18 protein-coding genes are annotated in these 20,094 nt (G+C 71.8%); 11 read left to right on the top strand and 7 right to left on the bottom strand.

The window, feature by feature from the left end; genetic code table 11:
- Positions 1-90: 90 nt before the first annotated feature.
- The 6 genes from ACFV2J_RS34405 to ACFV2J_RS34380 form a co-directional block, all read right to left on the bottom strand.
- Positions 91-1,080, bottom strand: coding sequence for a zinc-dependent alcohol dehydrogenase family protein (locus ACFV2J_RS34405; protein ID WP_385083423.1), 990 nt, complete (start codon positions 1,078-1,080; stop codon positions 91-93).
- Positions 1,077-1,928 carry a carbohydrate ABC transporter permease gene (locus tag ACFV2J_RS34400; RefSeq protein WP_385083424.1) on the bottom strand — a complete coding sequence of 284 codons (852 nt, stop codon included), beginning with the start codon at positions 1,926-1,928 and terminating at the stop codon, positions 1,077-1,079. Before ACFV2J_RS34400 ends, ACFV2J_RS34405 begins: the two co-directional genes overlap by 4 nt.
- Complete coding sequence (locus ACFV2J_RS34395) at positions 1,925-2,863, bottom strand: carbohydrate ABC transporter permease (RefSeq protein ID WP_385083425.1); 939 nt, start codon at positions 2,861-2,863, stop codon at positions 1,925-1,927. Before ACFV2J_RS34395 ends, ACFV2J_RS34400 begins: the two co-directional genes overlap by 4 nt.
- Complete coding sequence (locus ACFV2J_RS34390; RefSeq protein WP_385083426.1) at positions 2,860-4,230, bottom strand: ABC transporter substrate-binding protein; 1,371 nt, start codon at positions 4,228-4,230, stop codon at positions 2,860-2,862. Before ACFV2J_RS34390 ends, ACFV2J_RS34395 begins: the two co-directional genes overlap by 4 nt.
- Before the next feature lie 105 nt (positions 4,231-4,335).
- Positions 4,336-5,106 carry a DeoR/GlpR family DNA-binding transcription regulator gene (locus ACFV2J_RS34385; RefSeq protein ID WP_385083427.1) on the bottom strand — a complete coding sequence of 257 codons (771 nt, stop codon included), beginning with the start codon at positions 5,104-5,106 and terminating at the stop codon, positions 4,336-4,338.
- 260 nt (positions 5,107-5,366) lie between these two features.
- Positions 5,367-6,191, bottom strand: a complete 825-nt coding sequence (locus ACFV2J_RS34380; protein WP_385083428.1) for an NAD-dependent epimerase/dehydratase family protein — start codon at positions 6,189-6,191, stop codon at positions 5,367-5,369.
- A gap of 253 nt (positions 6,192-6,444) precedes the next feature.
- On the opposite strand from ACFV2J_RS34380, the gene ACFV2J_RS34375 reads away from it, so the two are divergent.
- Both ACFV2J_RS34375 and ACFV2J_RS34370 read left to right on the top strand, forming a co-directional pair.
- The gene (locus ACFV2J_RS34375) at positions 6,445-7,398 is read left to right on the top strand and encodes a 5-dehydro-4-deoxyglucarate dehydratase (RefSeq protein WP_385083429.1); all 954 of its coding nucleotides are present in this window, start codon (positions 6,445-6,447) and stop codon (positions 7,396-7,398) included.
- Entirely contained in the window at positions 7,395-8,567 is a 1,173-nt protein-coding gene (locus ACFV2J_RS34370) for a hypothetical protein (RefSeq protein ID WP_385083430.1), read from the top strand. Before ACFV2J_RS34375 ends, ACFV2J_RS34370 begins: the two co-directional genes overlap by 4 nt.
- 216 nt (positions 8,568-8,783) lie before the next feature.
- On the opposite strand, the gene ACFV2J_RS34365 is transcribed toward ACFV2J_RS34370, so the two are convergent.
- Entirely contained in the window at positions 8,784-9,959 is a 1,176-nt protein-coding gene (locus ACFV2J_RS34365; protein ID WP_385083431.1) for an MFS transporter, read from the bottom strand.
- A 296-nt stretch (positions 9,960-10,255) separates the two neighbouring features.
- Between ACFV2J_RS34365 and ACFV2J_RS34360 the strand changes: the two genes are divergently transcribed.
- The 9 genes from ACFV2J_RS34360 to ACFV2J_RS34320 all read left to right on the top strand — a co-directional run bounded on the left by ACFV2J_RS34360 (position 10,256) and on the right by ACFV2J_RS34320 (position 19,958).
- Positions 10,256-10,843, top strand: a complete 588-nt coding sequence (locus ACFV2J_RS34360; RefSeq protein WP_385083432.1) for a TIGR03086 family metal-binding protein — start codon at positions 10,256-10,258, stop codon at positions 10,841-10,843.
- 205 nt (positions 10,844-11,048) lie between these two features.
- Positions 11,049-11,705, top strand: coding sequence for a GntR family transcriptional regulator (locus ACFV2J_RS34355; protein ID WP_385083433.1), 657 nt, complete (start codon positions 11,049-11,051; stop codon positions 11,703-11,705).
- A complete protein-coding gene (locus ACFV2J_RS34350; protein ID WP_385083434.1) occupies positions 11,702-12,610 on the top strand; it encodes a dihydrodipicolinate synthase family protein in 909 nt (302 codons plus the stop codon). Before ACFV2J_RS34355 ends, ACFV2J_RS34350 begins: the two co-directional genes overlap by 4 nt.
- Positions 12,607-14,346 carry an L-arabinonate dehydratase gene (araD, locus tag ACFV2J_RS34345; RefSeq protein ID WP_385083435.1) on the top strand — a complete coding sequence of 580 codons (1,740 nt, stop codon included), beginning with the start codon at positions 12,607-12,609 and terminating at the stop codon, positions 14,344-14,346. Before ACFV2J_RS34350 ends, araD begins: the two co-directional genes overlap by 4 nt.
- A 153-nt stretch (positions 14,347-14,499) precedes the next feature.
- Entirely contained in the window at positions 14,500-15,435 is a 936-nt protein-coding gene (locus tag ACFV2J_RS34340) for a carbohydrate ABC transporter permease (protein ID WP_168527510.1), read from the top strand.
- The gene (locus tag ACFV2J_RS34335) at positions 15,432-16,337 is read left to right on the top strand and encodes a carbohydrate ABC transporter permease (protein WP_385083436.1); all 906 of its coding nucleotides are present in this window, start codon (positions 15,432-15,434) and stop codon (positions 16,335-16,337) included. Before ACFV2J_RS34340 ends, ACFV2J_RS34335 begins: the two co-directional genes overlap by 4 nt.
- Complete coding sequence (locus ACFV2J_RS34330; RefSeq protein WP_385442331.1) at positions 16,334-17,539, top strand: Gfo/Idh/MocA family protein; 1,206 nt, start codon at positions 16,334-16,336, stop codon at positions 17,537-17,539. The genes ACFV2J_RS34335 and ACFV2J_RS34330 overlap by 4 nt, the downstream gene beginning before the upstream one ends.
- Entirely contained in the window at positions 17,536-18,390 is an 855-nt protein-coding gene (locus ACFV2J_RS34325) for a PmoA family protein (protein WP_385083438.1), read from the top strand. The genes ACFV2J_RS34330 and ACFV2J_RS34325 overlap by 4 nt, the downstream gene beginning before the upstream one ends.
- Positions 18,390-19,958, top strand: coding sequence for a family 43 glycosylhydrolase (locus tag ACFV2J_RS34320; RefSeq protein ID WP_385083439.1), 1,569 nt, complete (start codon positions 18,390-18,392; stop codon positions 19,956-19,958). The genes ACFV2J_RS34325 and ACFV2J_RS34320 overlap by 1 nt, the downstream gene beginning before the upstream one ends.
- Positions 19,959-20,094 lie beyond the last annotated feature (136 nt).

Here is a 20,094-nt window from a genome sequence, read left to right as displayed (position 1 = left end):
GACAAGGCCCTCAAGGCCGGACGGGGGTCTGGGGGCGGAGCCCCCAGGGACAGGATGGGACGGGTAGGGGCGGCGGGGGCGAGAGAACCCCTACGGGACCACGACGATCTTCCTGCCCACGCCCGCGGCGAACTGCTCCAGCGCCTGGGGATACTCCGCCAGCGGGATGCGGTCACTGATGAAGACGTCCGGATCGAGGACACCCCCGGCAAACAGCTCCGCCGCACGCTCGAAGCTGTGCAGGACGGCCATGGAACCGGTGATGGTGATCTCCTGGTTGTAGATGCGGTACGGATCGATCGTGACCCGCGTCGCGTAGTCGGCGACACCGAACTGGAGGAAGGTGCCGGCCTTGGCGACCCGGTCCAGACCGTCCTGGATCGCCGCCGCGTTCCCCGTCGCGTCGATCACGACGTCCCACCCCCGCGGCCGGTCCAGCTCGTCCGCGTTCGCCGCCGAGGCGGACGCCCCCAGCAACCGGGCGGTGGCCAGGCGCTGGGCGTTCACGTCCACCACGTCCACGCTCGCCGCCCCCGTCCGCTTCGCCAGTTCCAGCATCATCAGGCCCATCGTCCCGGAGCCGTAGATCAGGACATGGGCCCCCAGCCGGGAGTTCAGCACGTCGTAGCCGCGTACCGCGCAGGAGAGCGGTTCGACGAGTGCCGCGTCCTGGGTGCGGACATGATCGGGGAGCTTGACGCAGTTGGCCACGGGGGCGGTCGCGTACTGCGCGGCCCCGCCCGCCGTCGTGACACCGATCGCGGCCCAGCGTTCACAGAGGTTGTTGTGGCCCGTACGGCAGTACCGGCACTCGTGGCAGTAGAGCGACGGGTCCACCGCCACCCGGTCGCCGACCGAGACCTCCGTGACCTGGGTGCCCACGCCGACCACCGTGCCGGCGAACTCGTGGCCCGGCACGATCGGCAGCTTGGGCGCGAACTCGCCCTGGAGGATGTGCAGATCCGTGCCGCACAGCCCGCACGCGGCGACCTCGACGACGACGTCGCGCGGGCCGGGCGTCGGGTCCGGGACCTCGGTGACGACGGCGCGGCCCACGGACTCGATGACGGCGGCCTTCATTTCACGGCTCCCAGTGACAGGCCCTGGACCAGTTTGTCCTGGGCGGCGAACCCCGCGGCGAGCACCGGCAGGGAGATGACGAGCGACGCGGCGCACACCTTGGCCAGGAAGAGGCCCTGGCTGGTGATGAAGCCGGTCAGGAAGACGGGGGCGGTCTCCGCGACCACGCCCGTGAGGACCCGGGCGAACAGCAGCTCGTTCCAGCTGAAGATGAAGCAGATGAGGGCCGTGGCGGCGATGCCCGGCAGGGCGATGGGGGCCACGACCCGCGCCAGGATCGTGGGCAGCCGGGCGCCGTCGATCTGCGCCGCCTCGATCACCGCCACCGGCACCTCGGCGAGGAACGACTGCATCATCCACACCGCGATCGGCAGGTTCATCGAGGTGTAGAGGATGACCAGGAGCCAGATGTTGTCGAGCATCCCGGCGTTCTTCGCGAACAGGTAGATGGGCAGCAGGCCCGCCACCACCGGCAGCATCTTCGTCGACAGGAAGAAGAACAGGACGTCGGTCCACTTCTTCACCGGCCGGACCGAGAGCGCGTACGCCGCGGGGAGGGCGAGCAGGAGGACGAAGAGGGTGGAGGCGACGGACGCCACCAGCGAGTTGGCCAGCGCCGGCCAGGGACTCGCGCCGCCGCCCGTGCCGAAGAAGTCGCGGTAGCCGTCGAGGGTCAGGGCGGCGCCGAAGGAGGGCGGGTTGGTCGCCGCGTCCGCCTCCGAGTGGAACGACGTCAGGGCCATCCAGGCGATGGGCAGGAAGAACAGCACACCGAGTACCCAGGCCAGCAGGCCCAGGCCCGTTCCCCGGGTGCGCCGGGGACGTACGCGGATCGTGGTGGTGCTCATGCGCGGGACACCTCCTCGCGGAACAGGGACGAGACCACGCGCAGCGCGAAGGTCGCGATGATGATCGAACCGATGACGACCAGGACCCCGGCGGCCGAGGCCAGACCGTTCTCATGGGCCTGGTAGAAGCTCTGGTAGACGGTGTAGGGCAGGTTCGCGGTGCCGAGGCCGCCCGAGGTGATCGTGAAGACGGCGTCGAAGTTCTGGACGATGTAGATCGACCCCAGCAGGGCGCCGAGTTCGAGGTAGCGGCGCAGGTGCGGGAGCGTGAGGTGGCGGAAGACCTGCCAGTCGCTCGCGCCGTCCACCCGGGCGGCCTCGATCTGCTGCTGGTCGCGGCTCTGCAGGCCCGCCAGCAGGATCAGCATCATGAAGGGCGTCCACTGCCACACGAGGGAGGCCTCGACCGCCAGCAGCGGGGTGTTGGAGATCCAGTCCGGCTGGGGACCGCCCACATAGTGCAGGAGACCGTTGAGGAGGCCGTACTCGGGGTTGTAGAGCACATGTTTCCAGAGCAGGGCGGCGGCGACCGGGACCACCAGGAACGGCGCGATCAGGAGCGTGCGCACCACTCCCCGCCCCCGGAACCTGCGGTCCAGGAGCAGTGCGAGGGCGAGGCCGAGGACCAGACTGACCAGGACCACGGCCGCCGTCAGGAGGATCGTCGTCCAGACCGAGTGGCGCAGGTCCGGATCGGTGAGCACGTCCGAGTAGTTGGACAGGCCGGTGAAGTGGCGGGCCTTCGGATAGAGGGAGTTCCAGTCGAAGAAGGAGATCACCAGCGTGGCCACGAACGGGAGCTGGGTCACGGCGATCATGAAGATCAGGGCGGGGAGCAGCGGGGCGCGGGTGGCCCAGGCGCGCAGGCGGCCGGAGGGTGGCCGGGCGGCGCGGACGGGAGCGGTGGCCAGGGGGGCTGTCGTCGTGGCGGTCATCGTCCCTCGTACTCCTTGGAGATCTTCTCGGCGAGTTTCTGGGACTTCTCGAGGGCCGAGTCGACGGACTGGCGCCCGGCGATGGCCGCGCTGATCTCCTGCGAGACCTTGGTGCCGAGATCGGTGAACTCGGGGATGCCGACGAACTGGATGCCGGGCGCGGGGCGCGGCTGCACTCCGGGGTCGCGGGGACGGGCGCCCTCGATGGCCGCGCGGGTCATCTCCTGGAAGGCCGAGGCCTCCTTGGTGTACGCGGCGTTGGTATAGGTCGAGGCGCGTTTGCCGGCCGGCACGTTGGACCAGCCGATGGTGTCCCCGACCAGCTGCTCGTACTGCTTGCTGGAGGCCCAGGAGATGAACTTCCAGGCCTTGTCGGAGTTGTGGGAGGCCTTCTGGAGGCCCCAGGCCCAGGTGTAGAGCCAGCCGGAGGACTCGGTCTTCTCCACGGGCGCCGGTACGTAGCCCATCTTGCCCTTGACCGGGGAGTCGGACGCCTCCAGGGAACCGGCCGCGGAGGTGGCGTCGTACCACATGGCGACCTTGCCCTGGGTGATGTTGTTGAGGCACTCGGCGAAGCCGGACTGGGCGGCGCCGGACTCGCCGTGCTTGCGGACGAGGTCCACGTAGAACTTCGTCGCCTTCACGAACTCGGGGGAGTCGAGGTGTGCCTTCCAGTCCTTGTCGAACCAGGTGCCGCCGAAGGTGTTCACGACGGTCGTCAGCGGGGCCATCAGCTCGCCCCAGCCGGGCAGGCCGCGCAGGCAGATGCCCTTCATGCCGGACTCGGCGCCGTCGGCCTCGGCGGCCAGCCGTCCCACCTGGTCCCAGGTGGGATGCGGCGGCATCGTCAGGCCCTTGGCGGCGAACACGTCCTTGCGGTACATGAGGAAGGACGACTCGCCGTAGAAGGGCTGCCCGTAGAGCTTGCCGTCGTCGGCCGTCAGGGACTGCCGCATGGGCGCGAGGATGTCCTGCTCGTCGTAGCCGCTGTCCTGGCGGACGTAGGAGTCCATCTCGTGCAGCCAGCCGTTCCTGGCGTAGATCGGGATCTCGTAGTTGGACAGGGTGGCCACGTCGTACTGGCCCGCCTGGTTGGCGAAGTCCTGGCTGATCTTGTCGCGGACGTCGTTCTCCGGCAGCACGGTGAAGTTCACCTTGATGCCGGTCTCCTTGGTGAAGTGGGCCTTGGTGAGTTTCTGCAGCTCCACCATCTGCGGGTTGTTGACCATCAGGACGTTGATGGAGTCGCCGCCGGAGCCCGCCCCGCCCGCTCCGGTCCAACACCCGGAGAGCAGCGGGGTGAGCAGCGTCCCTGCGGCGACCGCGGCGAACAGCGCGCGCGGCCTCCGTCGGCTCGGGGTTCGCATGGATCACTCCTGGACTTATAGGGAGATATGGGGCGCGGCCGGGTGCGGGGGCCCCTGGGAGGGTGAGTGGGGATGTCGGACGTGCTGCGGGCGTGGGTTCCGTTCTCAGACGCGTATGACCTGCGGTCCCTGCAAGCTGTAGCGGTGGGCCTCGGCCGTCGGGAGCAGGGTGCTCGTGACGATCGTCTCCAGGGCGGTGATCTCCGCGAAGCGGCAGAAGCTGACCGCTCCGAACTTGGTGTGCACGCCGGCGAAGACGGTGCGCCGGGAGGCGCGGATCGCCTGGGCCTTGACCTCGCTGACCGCCGGGTCGGGGGTGGTGAGGCCGTGTTCGCGGGAGATGCCGTTGGCGCCGATGTAGGCCAGGTCGATGACGAAGCCGGAGAGCATCTTCGTCGTCCAGTGGTCCACGGTGGCGAGGGTGCCGGGGCGTACCCGGCCGCCGAGCAGCAGGACGCTGGTGTTGTCCGCCTCGGCGAGTGCGCCCGCCGTGGCGAGGGAGGCGGTGACCACGGTCAGCGGCCGGTCGTGGGGCAGGGCCTCGGCGATGAGCTGGGGGGTGAAGCCCTCGTCGACGAAGACCGTCTCGGCGTCCCCGAGCAGTTCGGCCGCGGCGGCGGCGATCCGCCGCTTCTCGGGTACGTGGCTGGTGGCGCGGAAGGCGAGCGTCGTCTCGAATCCGGCGCTCTCGACGGGGTAGGCGCCGCCGTGGGTGCGGCGCACCAGGCCGTGGTCCTCCAGGGCGCGCAGGTCGCGTCGTACGGTCTCCTTGGCGACGCCCAGTTCGGCGGCGAGCGCGGTGACGTCGACCGCACCCGTACGGCGGGCGGCCCGGACGATCTCCCGCTGACGTTCTTCCGCGCTCATGGCCGGCACCCGCTTCCCGCGTCCTGTCCTCGCTGCCCGTTCGGGCCCGGTCGGGCCTTGGAGGAAGTTCTACAGCGGGCGCGCGGCACTGACCAGGCCTGTTGCACGCCCGATGATGCCCGGCTGTGTCCGTTCGGCGGCGCGGGGGAGCGCGCCGGACCTGGGGCGGAGCCGCTGCGGGCGTGGGATCGGGCAGGGTTCGTGCCCGAACACGGCGGCGGGCGGGCCCGTTCGGTGCCCGCCCGCTTGTCCGTGCCCGTGCCGTGCCGTCAGTACGGCCAGATCGGCGGGTGGGTGGTGAAGTGGCCGCCCAGGTGGGCGTGGTCCGGATTGTCCGGGTCGAGCTCGCCCTGTTCGGCGATGAGCTTCGAGGCGTACGGCTCGGAGTCGTCCTGCGGCTCGTAGCCCAGTGCCCGTGCCGACGAAAGGTCCCACCACAGGCGGGTGTTGGCGGAGGAGCCGTAGACGACGGTGTGGCCCACGTTCTCGGCGGTGAGCGCCGCGTGGAAGAGGCGGGCGCCGTCCTCGGGGCTCATCCACACCGAGAGCATGCGCACGCTGGTCGGCTCCGCGAAGCAGGAGCCGATGCGGACCGAGACCGTCTCCAGGCCGTGCTTGTCCCAGTAGAACTGGGCCAGGTCCTCGCCGAAGGACTTCGACAGGCCGTAGAAGGTGTCCGGCCGGCGGGGGGTGTCGACGGGGATCAGGGAGTCCTCGCCGAACGGGGCGTCCCCGCGCGGGCGCGGGGTGAAGCCGACCGCGTGGTTGGAGGAGGCGAAGACGACGCGCCGTACCCCTTCCTCGCGCGCGGCCTCGTACAGGTTGTGGGTGCCCTCGATGTTCGCCTTGAGGATCTTCTCGAAGGAGGCCTCCAGGGAGATTCCGGCGAGGTGGATGATCGCGTCGACACCGCGTACCGCCTCGCGCAGCGCGGCCCGGTCGGCGAGGTCCGCGGTGATCGCCTCCGGCTCGCCCTCGACCGGGAGCATGTCGAGCAGGCGCAGCCGGTATCCGTGCTCCGGCAGCAGCCCCCGCATCAGGGTGCCGAGTCCGCCGGCGGCGCCGGTGAGCAGAACGGTGCGGGGAGCGGGCATGCGGGTGTCTCCTCAGGGCCGTACGAGCGGCCGTATGCTTGTACGGCATTCACATCCTTGGACACGCTAAGGATCGCCGGCCGGTCGAGTCAAGTGTCGCGCGGAGGCGGTCAATCCGCTGCCGTGTTGCGGGTTTGTGTGCTTGACCGGCCCCGAGGTCGCGCTTTAGCGTGGTCGCGTTCAGAAATATGGACGTGGATCAGAAACATGCACCCGCTGTTGTGTGCGTGAGCACCTGCCTCAGGGAGAGTCCGTGACGTCAGCCCCCCTTGCCGCTCGGCTCAGCATCCCCAGCGGGCCGCTGTTCTTCCCCGTCACGGCGTACGGCCCCGACGGCGCCCTCGATCTCGACGTCTACCGCGAGCACGTACGGCGCGGTGTCGAGGCGGGGGCCGCCGCGGTCTTCGCCTGCTGCGGCACCGGCGAGTTCCACGCGCTCGCGCCCGAGGAGTTCCAGGAGTGCGTGCGGGCCGCCGTGGAGGAGGCGGCGGGACGGGTACCGGTCGTCGCGGGCGCGGGGTACGGGACCGCGCTCGCCGTACGGTTCGCGCGGCTCGCCGAGGAGGCCGGGGCCGACGGGCTGCTGGCCATGCCGCCCTACCTCGTGGTCGCGGGGCAGGAAGGGCTGCTGCGCCACTACCGGGAGCTGGCCGCCGCCACCTCGCTGGACGTCGTGGTGTACCAGCGCGACAACGCCGTGTTCACGCCCTCGACCGTGGTCGAACTGGCCCGCACCGAGGGCATCATCGGCTTCAAGGACGGGCTGGGCGACCTGGACCTGATGCAGCGCGTCGTCAGCGCGGTGCGCAGCGAGGCCCCCGGGGACTTCCTCTACTTCAACGGGCTGCCCACCGCCGAACTGACGGGGCTCGCCTACCGCGGCATCGGCATCACGCTGTACTCGTCCGCGGTCTTCTGCTTCGCGCCCGAGATCGCGCTGGCCTTCCACGCCGCCCTGAACGCGGGGTCCGACGACATGGTGAACCGGCTGCTGGACGGGTTCTACCGGCCGTTCGTCGAGCTGCGGGCGCAGGGGCGCGGCTACGCCGTGTCGCTGGTCAAGGCGGGGGTGCGGCTGCGCGGGCTGGACGTGGGGGAGGTGCGGCCCCCGCTGCACGAGCCGACCGAGGACCATGTGAAGCAGCTCGCCGAGCTGGTCGAGCGCGGGTACGCGCTGCTGGAGCCGGCCGAGGGGGAGAGCCTGTGAAGGCGTCGGCCTTCGTCTATCCGTGGGACGTCGTCGGGGACCCGGAGGCGGCCGGGCGGATCGCCGGGCTCGGGGTGCGGCAGGCGACGCTCGCCTCCGCCTACCACTCCACCCGCGCGCTGACCCCCCGTCACCCCGGGCACCGCGTCGTGACGGTGTCCCACGCGGCCGTCCTGTACCCGGTGGACGGCGCGCGATGGGCCGGGCGTGCGCTGCGACCGTACGAGGCCGGGGACTGGGCGCCCGGGGACGCGTACGGGACGGCCGCCGCCGCGCTCGCCGAGGCCGGTCTCGACGTCCACACCTGGGTGGTCCTCGCGCACAACTCCCGCCTGGGGGGAGAGCATCCGGACACGTCCGTCGTCAACGCGTACGGCGACCGGTACGGCTGGGCGCCGTGCGTCGCGCAGACCCGCACCCAGGAGTACCTCGTCGACCTCGCGGTGGAGGCGGCGGTGCGGCCCGGGGCGCGGGGCACCGAGCTGGAGTCGCTCGGGTGGTACGGGCTGGCGCACCTGCACGCGCACGACAAGATCGGCGGGGTGGGACTCGGGGACGCCGGGCAGTACCTGATGTCCCTGTGCTTCTGCCCGGCGTGCCGGGACGGGTACGAAGGGAACGGGCTCGACGCCGCCGAGACGGCGGCCATCGTCCGGGAGGCCCTGGAGCCCGTGTGGCGGGGGGCCGTGCCGTCGGACGGGGGCTGGCCGGCGATCGAGAAGCTGCTCGGGAGCGAGGTGGCGGGTGCCACGCGCGCGTGGCGCGACGGGGTGGCCCGCTCGCTCCAGGAGACCACGGTCGCGGCGGTACGGGCGGCCGCGCCCGACGGGTTCCAGGTGCTGCTGCACGCCGACCCCGTGTCGTTCCACTGCGGGGCGAACGCCGGCGTCGATCCCGCGCACGTCCTCTCCGTGGCGGACGGGGTGGTGGTGCCGTGCACCGGCGGCACGGAGCTGCTGACGCCGTTCGCGCGACAGGCGCGGGACACGACCGTACTGGCGGCCAACTTCACGGTCGTGTCGGGCATGGGAGGCAGTCCGGGCACACTCGCGGACGACGCGGCACGGGCGGCCTCACTGGGAGCGGGGGAACTGCGGCTGTATCACGCAGGGTTGGCTTCGCAGGGGGATCTGGAGGCGGTGCGGGCGGTACTGACGGCCGCGTCCTGAAGCGGTTCTTCGAGCGCGGCCGAGTGGGGGGCTGGTCCCGCGGTTCCTCGCGCCCCTTGGGCATGTGGCCCGGCCCGGCGTGTCCAGCGCGGGCCGGGATCCTCGGCCGGTCCGGCGTTCGAGGGCGAGACCGTTCGGGCCGATGCGGGGGTTCGGGGGCGAGGCCGTTCGGGCCGATGCGGGGGTTCGGGGCGCGGTCCCGGGGCGGCGGCGGGCTCAGTGCCGGGTCAGCAGAGGCCGGAGCGTCAGCAGGCGGACCAGGGCCAGCACCGGGAGCAGAAGCCGAGGGCCGACCAGCTCACCCATCCCCGCCCCGACCGCCAGCCCGAGCGCGTTCGGCGCGAACATCAGGGTGTTCGCGGTGGCGGCGGCACGCCCGAGCAGCGGCCCCGGAGTCCTCCGCTGCACGGCGGTGTACGCGGCGATCAGCACACACGGGAGGCCGGCCCCGATCGCGGCGCTGCACACCAGGGCCACCCCGTCGGAGGCCACCGCACGCGCCCCGGTCGCGACCGCGGTCAGCGCGATCCCGTACGCGGCGAAACGGCGCTCCCCCCACCGCCGCAGCAGCGGGCCCGAGACCAGACCGACCAGAACCGACCCGGCACCCTGGACGGCGTAGAGGAGCCCGGCGTAGGCGGGGGAGTGGCCCAGTCCCTCGACGACGGCGTAGATCATGGCGCCGTTGAGCCCCGCGAAGAGCATCGTCGTACCGCCGGCCAGGACCAGCGGGCGGAGTTCCGGGTCCCCCAGGAGGTGCCGCGCGCCCGCGGCCGTCCGGGACCACCGGCTCGCGGGGTCCGGGTCGGGCGGCGACTCCCGGACCCGCAGCAGCGCGCACACCCCGGCCGCCAGCGCGAACGTCACCGCGTCGAGGAGCGCGACCCGCGCGCCGCCGTACGCCGTGTACAGGCCCGCACCGGCCAGCGGCGCCAGCAGCTTCATGCCCTCGTTGGCCGTCATGCGCAGCCCGTTGAAGTCCCCGAGGAGGCTCCGGTCGACCGCCGCGGCCACCAGCGCGGACTCGGCGGCGTCGTGGACCACGCCCGCCGCGCCGTAGACCAGGAGCACCGCGAACAGGATCCACAGCCGGTCCGGTGCGTCCACGGCGAGGAGGGCCGGCAGGAGCGCCGCCAGTGCCAGGTTCGTGCCGATCAGCAGGGGCCGACGACGGGTGCGGTCCGCGACCGTGCCCAGGAGGGGGCCGACGAGAGTGGGGGCCCAGAGCGCGAACACGCACAGGGCGGCCAGACCGTTCGAGCCCGTCAGGTCCTTGACCCAGATGCCCGACACCAGCCACATCGCCGACGAGCCGAAGCCGGAGACGACCACCGCGGTCAGATAGAGGCCCGCGTCGCGGTCCCGCAGCACACGCGTCACTGTCCATGTCATGGCAGGTGATCGTGGTCCTAAGGAGGGCCTGCGGGGATCGGGCAGGTTCCCTATGCCGGACCGCTCCCGCGCTCCGGCCCACCTCCCACACCCCACCGCGCTCCTCCCGCCGCCAGGCTCCACCCGCAGCCCGCAGCCCGCAGCCCGCAGCCCGCAGCCCGCAGCCCGCAGCCCGGACCCGGCAGCCCGCACCGCGCGCATTCCGTCTCCCCCGCGCCGCGCCGATGAGTTCTCGGCGCGGCGCCCGTCTACCCCACGAGCGGACTCTGTGAGGATTCGGAACTGAGGAGCAGCGGATGACCGACCCGACTCTCGACCTCGGGCCGCAGGCCCTGATCGTCGCGCGGCTCGTGGCGGGGGTGACGGAGCGGCAGCTCGACGACGTCACCCCCTGCCCGGCCTACGCGGTGCACCACATGCTCGGGCATGTCGGCGGACTGGCCGTCGCCTTCCGCGACGCCGGACGCAAGGACCTGGGCGCCAGGACCGACACCAGCCCGGACACGGTCGTGCCGGACATCGCCCCCGACTGGCGCGCGACATTGCCGAAGGCGCTCGACGAACTCGTGGAGGTGTGGCGGGACCCGGCCGCCTGGGAGGGGGAGACCCGAGCGGGCGGGGTGACCCTGCCGGGCGCCGTCGCCGGTGCCGTGGTCGCCGACGAACTGGTCGTGCACGGCTGGGACCTGGCCCGCGCCACCGGCCAGGAGTACGAGCCCGACCCGGCCGCGCTGCACGCGTCGTACGGCTTCCTCGCCGCGGCGGCCCAGGATCCCGGCCGGGGCGGAGGCGTGTTCGGGACCGTGGTGCCGGTGCCGGACGACGCACCGTTGCTGGACCGGGTGATCGCCCTCAGCGGACGCGACCCCGGCTGGAAGTCCTAGTACGCCAAAGGCCCTTGGGCCCCGTCCGAACCCCGCGCCGGGCTTCGGACGGGGCCCTTCGCGATGCGCCTCTCTTTCTTTTCTTTCTTCTGTCCGAAGCGTTGACGAAACACGAGCGCGCTCCTACGTTCATCGCGTCGTACTTCGTACGTCATATATGAGACGCGATACGTGAGATCCGATACGTGAGATCCGAGAGGCGCGCATGACCTCTGTGCCCACACCGATACCGTCCCGCACGCAGTTCGTGCTGGAGGGGATCAAACACCGCATCCTCACCGGGCAGTTGACGCCCGGTCAGGCCCTGGTCGAGAGCGAGCTCGCCGCACAGTTCGGGGTGTCGAAGACGCCCGTGCGCGAGGCCCTCAAGACCCTGGCCGGTACCGGACTCGTCGTGATGAACCAGTACAAGGGCGTCACGGTGCGCATGGTGGACGCGGACATGGCGCGCGAGGTGTACGACGTCCGGCTGCTGCTGGAGCCGGAGGCACTGCGCCGGTCCGTCCTGCGCGGAGCCTCGCTCGCCGCCGCACGGGACGCGCTCACCCGCGCCGACGACGCCTCCGACACCGCCGAACGCTCCCTGGCCAACCGGGAGTTCCACCGCGCCCTGTACGTGTCCTGCGGCAACCCGCTGCTGGGCCGCATGCTCGACGAGGTGCGCGACCAGGCCGCACTGGTCTCCGCGGTCGCCTGGGCCGCCGACCCGTCCTGGGAGCGCGAGGCCGACGAGCACCGGGAGATCCTGCGCCTGGCCCTCGACGACGACGCCGACGGCGCGGCCCGCGCGCTGCACGCCCACATCGCGTCGTTCGTGCGACGGGCCTTCCCTCCGGCCCAGGAGGAGGACGGACAGCGATGACAGCGACGTACGAGACCGGGCGGGCGGCGCTCGCCGAGGTCGTGGCCATCCCCGTGACCCCCTTCTCGGAGGACGGGACGATCGACCGCGACACCCACCGGGCCCTGCTGCACCGGCTGCTCGACGCCGGGGTCCGCACCCTCACACCCAACGGCAACACCGGCGAGTTCTACGCCCTGACCCCCGAAGAACGGCAGCTCGTCACGGAGTTGACCATCGAGGAGGCGGGCGACCGGGCCACCGTCCTGGTCGGGGTGGGGCACGACGTACCGACCGCCGTCGCCTCCGCCCGGCACGCCCGCACGCTCGGAGCACCGATGGTGATGGTCCATCAGCCCGTGCACCCGTACGTCTCGGAGGGCGGCTGGCTCGACTACCACCGGGCCGTCGCCGAGTCCGTGCCGGAGCTGGGCGTCGTGCCCTACATCCGCAACCCCCGGCTCCCGGGGGCCCGGCTCGCCGAACTCGCCGACGTCTGCCCGAACGTGATCGGCGTGAAGTACGCCGTCCCGGACGCGGCCCGCTTCGCCGCCTTCGCCCGGGACGCGGGACTCGAACGGTTCGTGTGGGTGGCGGGGCTCGCCGAGCCCTACGCGCCCTCCTACTTCTCGGCGGGTGCCACCGGCTTCACCTCCGGCCTGGTGAACGTCTCCCCGTCGCTCTCGCTCACCATGATCGAGGCGCTCCGCTCCGGCGACTACCCGGCCGCCATGAAGGTCTGGGAGCAGATCCGCCGCTTCGAGGAACTGCGCGCGGCCGACGCCTCCGCCAACAACGTGACCGTCGTCAAGGAGGCACTCGCCTCGCTCGGCCTGTGCCGGCGCGAGGTGCGCCCGCCGAGCAGGGAGCTGTCCGAGTCCGAGCGGTCGGAAGTCGCCGCCATCGCCGCGGGGTGGCCGCTGTGAGCACCGGACGGGAGACGAGGCGCCCGGAGGACCTCAGGAGCCACCAGTGGTACGGCACCGACGGGCTGCGCTCCTTCAGCCACCGCGCCAGGACCCGCCAGCTCGGCTATCTGCCCGAGGAGCACCTCGGCAAGCCGGTCATCGCGATCCTGAACACCTGGTCCGACATCAACCCGTGCCACGTCCACCTCAGGGACCGGGCGCAGGCCGTGAAGCGGGGCGTGTGGCAGGCCGGGGGCTTCCCGCTGGAGTTCCCGGTGTCCACGCTCAGCGAGACCTTCCAGAAGCCGACCCCGATGCTCTACCGCAACCTGCTCGCCATGGAGACGGAGGAGCTGCTGCGCTCGTACCCCGTGGACGGCGCGGTGCTGATGGGCGGCTGCGACAAGTCCACCCCCGCCCTGCTGATGGGCGCGGCCTCCGTGGACCTGCCGGCCGTCTTCGTGCCCGCCGGGCCGATGCTGCCCGGTCACTGGCGCGACGAGGTGCTCGGCTCCGGCACCGACATGTGGAAGTACTGGGACGACAGGCGCGCCGGACTCATCGGCGACTGCGAGATGACCGAACTGGAGAGCGGGCTCGCGCGGTCCCCCGGTCACTGCATGACCATGGGGACGGCGTCCACGCTCACCGCCGCCGCCGAGGCACTCGGGGTGACGGTCCCGGGCGCGTCCAGCATCCCGGCCGTCGACTCCGGTCACGACCGGATGGCGGCCGCCGCGGGCCTGCGGATCGTCGACCTCGTGCACCGGGACCGGAAACTGTCCGACATCCTCACCGAGGAGGCGTTCACGGACGCCGTGACGACCGTCCTCGGACTCGGCGGCTCCACCAACGCCGTCATCCACCTGATCGCCATGGCCGGACGGGCGGGCGTCACCCTCACCCTCGACGACTTCGACCGGATCGCGCGGACCGTGCCGGTGCTCGCCAACGTACGGCCCGGCGGCCGGACCTACCTGATGGAGGACTTCCACTTCGCCGGCGGTCTGCCCGGGTTCCTGTCACGGATCACGGACCTGCTGCACCTGGACCGGCCGACGGTGTCGCACGACACCCTGCGCGAGCAGCTGGCCACCGCCCGGGTCCACGACGACGACGTCATCCGCCCCCGGGACAACCCCGTCGCCACCGAGGGCGGGGTGGCCGTCCTGCGCGGCAACCTCTGCCCCGACGGCGCCGTCATCAAGCACATCGCCGCCGAGCCGCGGCTGCTCAAGCACACCGGGCCCGCGGTCGTCTTCGACGACTACCGGACGATGCAGCGGACCATCGACGACCCGTCCCTCGGCATCACGGCGGACAGCGTGCTGGTGCTGCGCGGCTCCGGGCCCAAGGGCGGTCCCGGCATGCCCGAGTACGGCATGCTGCCCATCCCCGACCACCTGCTGAAGCAGGGCGTACGGGACATGGTCCGGATCTCCGACGCCCGGATGAGCGGCACGAGTTACGGCGCCTGCGTGCTGCACGTGGCGCCCGAGTCGCACATCGGCGGACCGCTCGCCCTGGTGCGGACCGGCGACACGATCACCCTGGACGTCGAGGCACGATCGCTCCGGCTCGACGTGGACGACGCGGAACTGGAGCGGCGCAGGGCGCTGTGGACGGCGCCGCCCGAACGGTACGAGCGCGGCTACGGGGCGCTCTACAACGAGCAGATCACCCAGGCCGACACCGGCTGCGACTTCGCGTTCCTGGCCCGGCCGGGCAAAGTGCCGGATCCCTACGCCGGGTGACGGCGGTCCGAGAGGACCGCGCCCCCGGCCGACCACCCGAACGACACCTCCGAAGCGCGTTCACCCATGCGTGTGTAGCAAGCGCTTCCTGTGTCACCGACACCGACACCGACAGCGCACGTTCCACGGCACCCGTAAGAACGGAGAACAGTCATGGCCCAAGCCGCAGCCGTGGCGAAACAGCCCGCGCCGCTCCGGCGGCGCCGCGGCTCGGCGACGCCCCGCAGGCTCCCGTATCTGCTGATCGCCCCCGCGGGGCTGCTGATGCTGGGCTTCATCGCCTACCCGGTCATCAGCGTCTTCTACTACAGCCTGCAGAACTACAACCCCACCAAGCCGTGGCGCAACGGGTTCGCGGGCTTCGACAACTTCGTGCACGCCTTCACCGCCGACCCCCAGTTCTGGGACACGCTGACCTTCAGCGCCCAGTGGGTCGTCGTCGAGGTCGGTCTGCAACTGCTCTTCGGTCTGGCGCTGGCGCTGATCGTCAACCAGACCTTCGTGGGCCGCGCGGTCGGCCGGGCACTGGTCTTCTCGCCGTGGGCCGTCTCCGGAGTGCTGACCTCCGCGATCTGGGTACTGCTCTACAACTCCCAGACCGGCATCACCCGTTACCTCGCGGACGCCGGCATCGGCCAGTACGGCACCAGCTGGCTGTCGGACACCGCCACCGTCTTCCCGGCGGCCGTGGTCGCCGACCTGTGGCGCGGAGTGCCCTTCTTCGCGATCCTCATCCTCGCCGACCTCCAGTCCGTCTCCAAGGACCTGTACGAGGCCGCCGAGGTGGACGGCGCGAGCCGTTTCCGGCAGTTCCTGCACATCACCCTGCCGCACCTGAAGGACGCCATCGTCCTGTCCACGCTGCTGCGCGCGGTCTGGGAGTTCAACAACGTCGACCTGCTCTACACCCTGACCGGCGGCGGACCCGCGGGTGAGACGACCACCCTTCCGCTCTACATCGCCAACACCAGTGTCGACGCGCACAACTTCGGCTACGCGTCCGCCCTCACCACGGTCGCGTTCGTGATTCTGCTGTTCTGCTCGATCGTCTATCTGCGGCTGAGCAAGTTCGGAGGCGGGGACAAGTGATCACCGAGGACGTCACCGTCAGCGCCCCCGCGGCCCCGGCCCCGGTGGCCCACCAGGAACCCCGGCGACGCCCGGGCGCGAAGCGCCGCGCCTGGGACGAGGTCCCGCGGTGGCACATCTACCTCCCGCTCGGCGTCTACCTCCTCTTCACCCTGATCCCCTTCTACTGGATCCTGCTCTTCGCGCTCCGCCCGGCCGGGTCCACCTCGCTGGTGCCGTGGCCCATGACCTTCGAGCACTTCGACAAGGTGTGGACCGAGCGCAGTTTCGGGACCTACTTCCAGAACAGCGTGCTCATCGCCGTCGCCACGCTCGTCATGACGACCGTGGTCGCCCTGGCCGGCGGATACGCCCTGGCCCGCTTCGACTTCAGGATCAAACGCGGCTTCATGCTGGCGCTGCTGTGCTCGCAGTTCGTGCCGGGCGCGCTGCTGCTGGTACCGCTCTTCCAGATCTTCGCCAAGCTCCAGATGATCAACTCGCTGGGCAGCGTCGTCATCGCCGAGACGGTGTTCCAGCTGCCGCTGTCGATGATCCTCATCAGCGGGTTCATCAGGAACGTGCCGTACTCCCTGGAAGAGGCCGCCTGGGTCGACGGCTGCGGCCGCTTCACCTCCTTCCGGATCGTCGTACTCCCGTTGCTGCGCCCGGGGTTGATCGCCGTCGGCTCCTTCGCCTTCGTCCACGCCTGGAACCACTTCCTGTTCGCCCTGATGTTCCTCAGCGACCAGAGCAAACAGACGATCCCGGTCGGTCTCAACACCCTGATGAGCGCCGACAGCGTCGACCTCGGGGCGCTCGCCGCGGGCGGCATCATCGCCGCGGTACCCGTCGTCATCGTGTTCGCGTTCATCCAGAAGTGGCTGATCACGGGCTTCAGCGCGGGGGCGGTGAAGGGATGAGCGGGAGGAGCACGCCGGGCGGGGGACTCCCGCTGCCGGTCGTCCTCGCGGGGGCGCGCGGTCACGGCCGCTGGCACCTGCGCAACATCCGCCGGCTCCAGGACAAGGGGCTCGTACGGCTGGCGGGCATCTGCGACCCGGACCCCCTCACGACGTCCGAACTCGCCGAGACGTTCGGGGACTTCGGGTCCTGCGACGACTTCGGGGGCCGGCCTCCCGAACAGTCCGCCGACTTCGGGGCCCTGCTCGACTCCACCGGCGCCGCGATCGCGGTGGTCTGCACGCCCATCCCGACCCACACCGACCTGGCGCTCGTCGCCGCCGCCAGGGGCGTGCACCTCCTGCTGGAGAAGCCTCCCGCGCCCTCGTACGCCGAGTTCCGCCGGATGGCCGACGGCGTTGCGGCGGCCGGGGTCGTCTGTCAGATCGGTTTCCAGTCGCTCGGCTCGCACGCGCTGCCGGCGATCCGGGAGATGATCGCCTCGGGCGTGCTCGGCACCGTCACCGGGATCGGCGCGGCGGGCGCCTGGGCGCGCGACGAGGCCTACTACCGCAGGGCGGCGTGGGCGGGCAGGCGGCGCCTGAACGGCGTGGACGTGATCGACGGGGCCCTCACCAACCCCCTCGCGCACGCCGTCGTCACCGCCCTCGCGCTGCACGGGGCCACCCGGGCCGAGGACGTCGCCGCGATCGAGACCGAGCTGCTGCGCGCCAACGACATCGAGTCCGACGACACCTCCTGCGTACGCGTCACCACCCCCCGGGGCCGGGTCGTCGTCGCCGCCACGCTCTGCGCCGAGCGGCCCGGCGAGCCGTACGTCCTGGTGCACGGCAGCGAGGGCCGGATCACCTTCTGGTACAAGCTCGACCGCGTCCTCGTACAGCGGTCCGGGCACGGTCCGGAGGAGATCGAGTACGGCCGCACGGACCTGCTGGAGAACCTGGTCGCGCATCTGACCGACGGCGACGAGCTGCTGGTCGCACCGGATTCGACGGGCGCCTTCATGAAGGTCGTCGAGGCCGTCCGGCGGGCCCCCGACCCGGTCGCGCTGCCCGCGGACGCCTGGGAGACGGTCCCCGCGGAGAACCGCCGGATCGTGCGGGGCATCGACGGACTCGTCGCGGCGGCGGCCGACACCCTCGCCCTCTACTCCGAGCTGGGCGCCTCCTGGGCGCCCCCGAACGAGGTGAGCACCGGATGAACACCGCGCCCCACCACGACTCGCCGGTCCTGCGCGTCGCGGGCCGCCCGGTCGGCCGGTACCACACGCGCCCCGAGCTGTCCCCCCGGCTCTCCCCGCGCCCGTACCTCCACCCGGTCACCACCCTGGCCGGCACGGCGGTCACCGAGTTCAGCCCCGCCGACCACCTCCACCACCTCGGCGTCGGTGTCGCCGTTCCCGACGTCGAGGGGCACAACTTCTGGGGCGGGCGCACCTATGTGCGCGACCAGGGGCCGACCGAACTCGCCAACCACGGCGCCCAGCGGCACGACGGCTTCCGGCTGAGCGACCCGGACGGCTTCGTGGAGGAACTGCGCTGGGTGGCCGCGGGCGGCGAACTGCTGCGTGAGCGACGGACCGTCACCGCGATCCGGCTCACCGACGCCGCCTGGGCGCTGGACTTCACCTTCTCGCTGACGAACACGACCCCGAAGCCCCTCTCCATCGGCAGCCCGGCCACCAACGGGCGTCCGGGCGCGGCCTACGGCGGCTTCTTCTGGCGGGCCCGCAAGGAGGCCGGGGCGCCGCGTGTCTTCACCGCCGGCACCGAGGGCGTGGAGGCGGTGCACGGCGCCCGCGCCGACTGGGTGGCGCTCGCGGGCGCCCGCTGGACCCTGGTCTTCGCCGGGGCGACCGAACGGACCCGCCGCGACCCGTGGTTCGTGCGCACCGCCGAGTACCCGGGCGTCGGTTCCTGCCTCGCGCACACCGAGCGGCTGCCCGTCGGGGCGGGGGACACCGTCGTACGGCGGGTCGTGACCGTCGTCGCGGACGGCACCCTCGACCGGGGCGAGGCCGCCGCGCTCGTCCGCACGGCGGTGAGCACCTGATGGCCCTTCCCTCCTCCGACCTCGGTGACGGCACCTACCGCAACCCCGTTCTCGACGCCGACTGGTCCGACCCCGATCTGCTGCGCGTCGGGGACGACTTCTACCTCACCGCCTCCAGCTTCGGCCGGGTGCCGGGCCTGCCGCTGCTGCACTCCCGTGACCTGGTGAACTGGACGCTCGTCGGCCACGCCCTGCAACGCCTCGAACCGGTACGGGAGTTCAGCGGTCCCCGGCACGACCGCGGGGTGTGGGCTCCGTCCCTACGGCATCACGACGACCGTTTCTGGATCTTCTGGGGCGACCCCGACCACGGCATCTTCCAGGTCAACGCCCCTGAGATCCGCGGCCCTTGGACCCGGCCGCACCTCGTCAAGGAGGGCAAGGGACTGATCGACGCCTGCCCGCTGTGGGACGAGGAGACCGGCGAGGCCTACCTCGTGCACGCCTGGGCCAGATCCCGTTCGGGCGTGAAGAACCGGCTCACCGGGCACCGGATGCGTCCCGACGGCAGCGGACTGCTCGACGAGGGCGTGGTGATCGTCGACGCGGACCGGATCCCCGGCTGGTTCACCCTCGAAGGGCCCAAGGCCTACCGGCACGACGGCTGGTTCTGGATCTTCGCGCCCGCCGGGGGAGTGGAGACCGGCTGGCAGGGCGCCTTCCGCTCGCGCGGCTTCTTCGGCCCGTACGAGGAACGGGTGGTGCTGGAACAGGGGGAGACCGGGGTCAACGGCCCGCACCAGGGCGGCTGGGTGCGCACGGCGGCCGGTGAGGACTGGTTCGCGCACTTCCAGCACCGCGGCCCGTACGGGAGGGTCGTGCACCTCCAGCCGATGCGCTGGGACGGGCCGGACGGCTGGCCGGTGCTCGGTGACGAGGGCGTCCCCGTGGCCGTGCACCGGAAGCCCGATCTGCCGCGGCAGCCACGCTCGGCACCCGCCACCGACGACGACTTCCCGGGCGGCCGGTTCGGGCGGCAGTGGCAGTGGACCGCCAATCCGCAGGACGGCTGGGCCACCCAGCACTCCTCCGACGGGCTCCGGCTGACCTGCGTACGGACGGCGGACGCGGACGATCTGCGCAGGCTGCCGCACGTCCTGACCCAACGGCTGCCCGGGACCGCCGCCACCGCCGAGGTGGAGCTGCGGCTCGACAGCGAGGAACCCGGCGCGCGGGCGGGGCTCGCCGTGCTCGGGGACGCGTTCAGCTGGATCGGTCTCCAGCGCCACCCCGACGGGTCGGTACGGCTCGTGCACCGGTTCGCCGAGTCCGTCGTGGCGGGGGCGCCCGCCAGGACCTCCGGGCCGTGGGCGAGGGAGCGCGACGCCGCCGCCTCCCGGGAGGCGCCCGAGGGGCGGGCCCGGCTGTGGATCGAGACCGGCGCGGGGGCGCGCTGCCGCTTCTCGTACGACGTCGGCGACGGCCGGGTCTCCTCCGGCCAGGTCTTCGCCGCCACACCCTGGCGCTGGGTCGGCGCCCTGCTCGGGCTCTTCGCGCTCGCGCCCGCCGGCGCGGGACACGCCGGAGCGGCCTCGTTCACGCAGTTCCGCATCACCGCGACCCCCTGAGGGTCGTCCACCGCCACCAGTGAGTCTGTTGGGAGCCGCAGTGCCGCACCTGTTGAGCAAGCGCTTTCCGTTACCGCGCACCGGACGCCCGGAGCCGGTGCCGCCGACACCGGCGGACCGTGACCGACCAGACCCC

Origin of the sequence: Streptomyces sp. NPDC059668 (assembly GCF_042734135.1) — a bacterium.
Lineage (GTDB): Bacteria > Actinomycetota > Actinomycetes > Streptomycetales > Streptomycetaceae > Streptomyces.
This window is presented reverse-complemented; position numbering and strand designations above follow the sequence as displayed.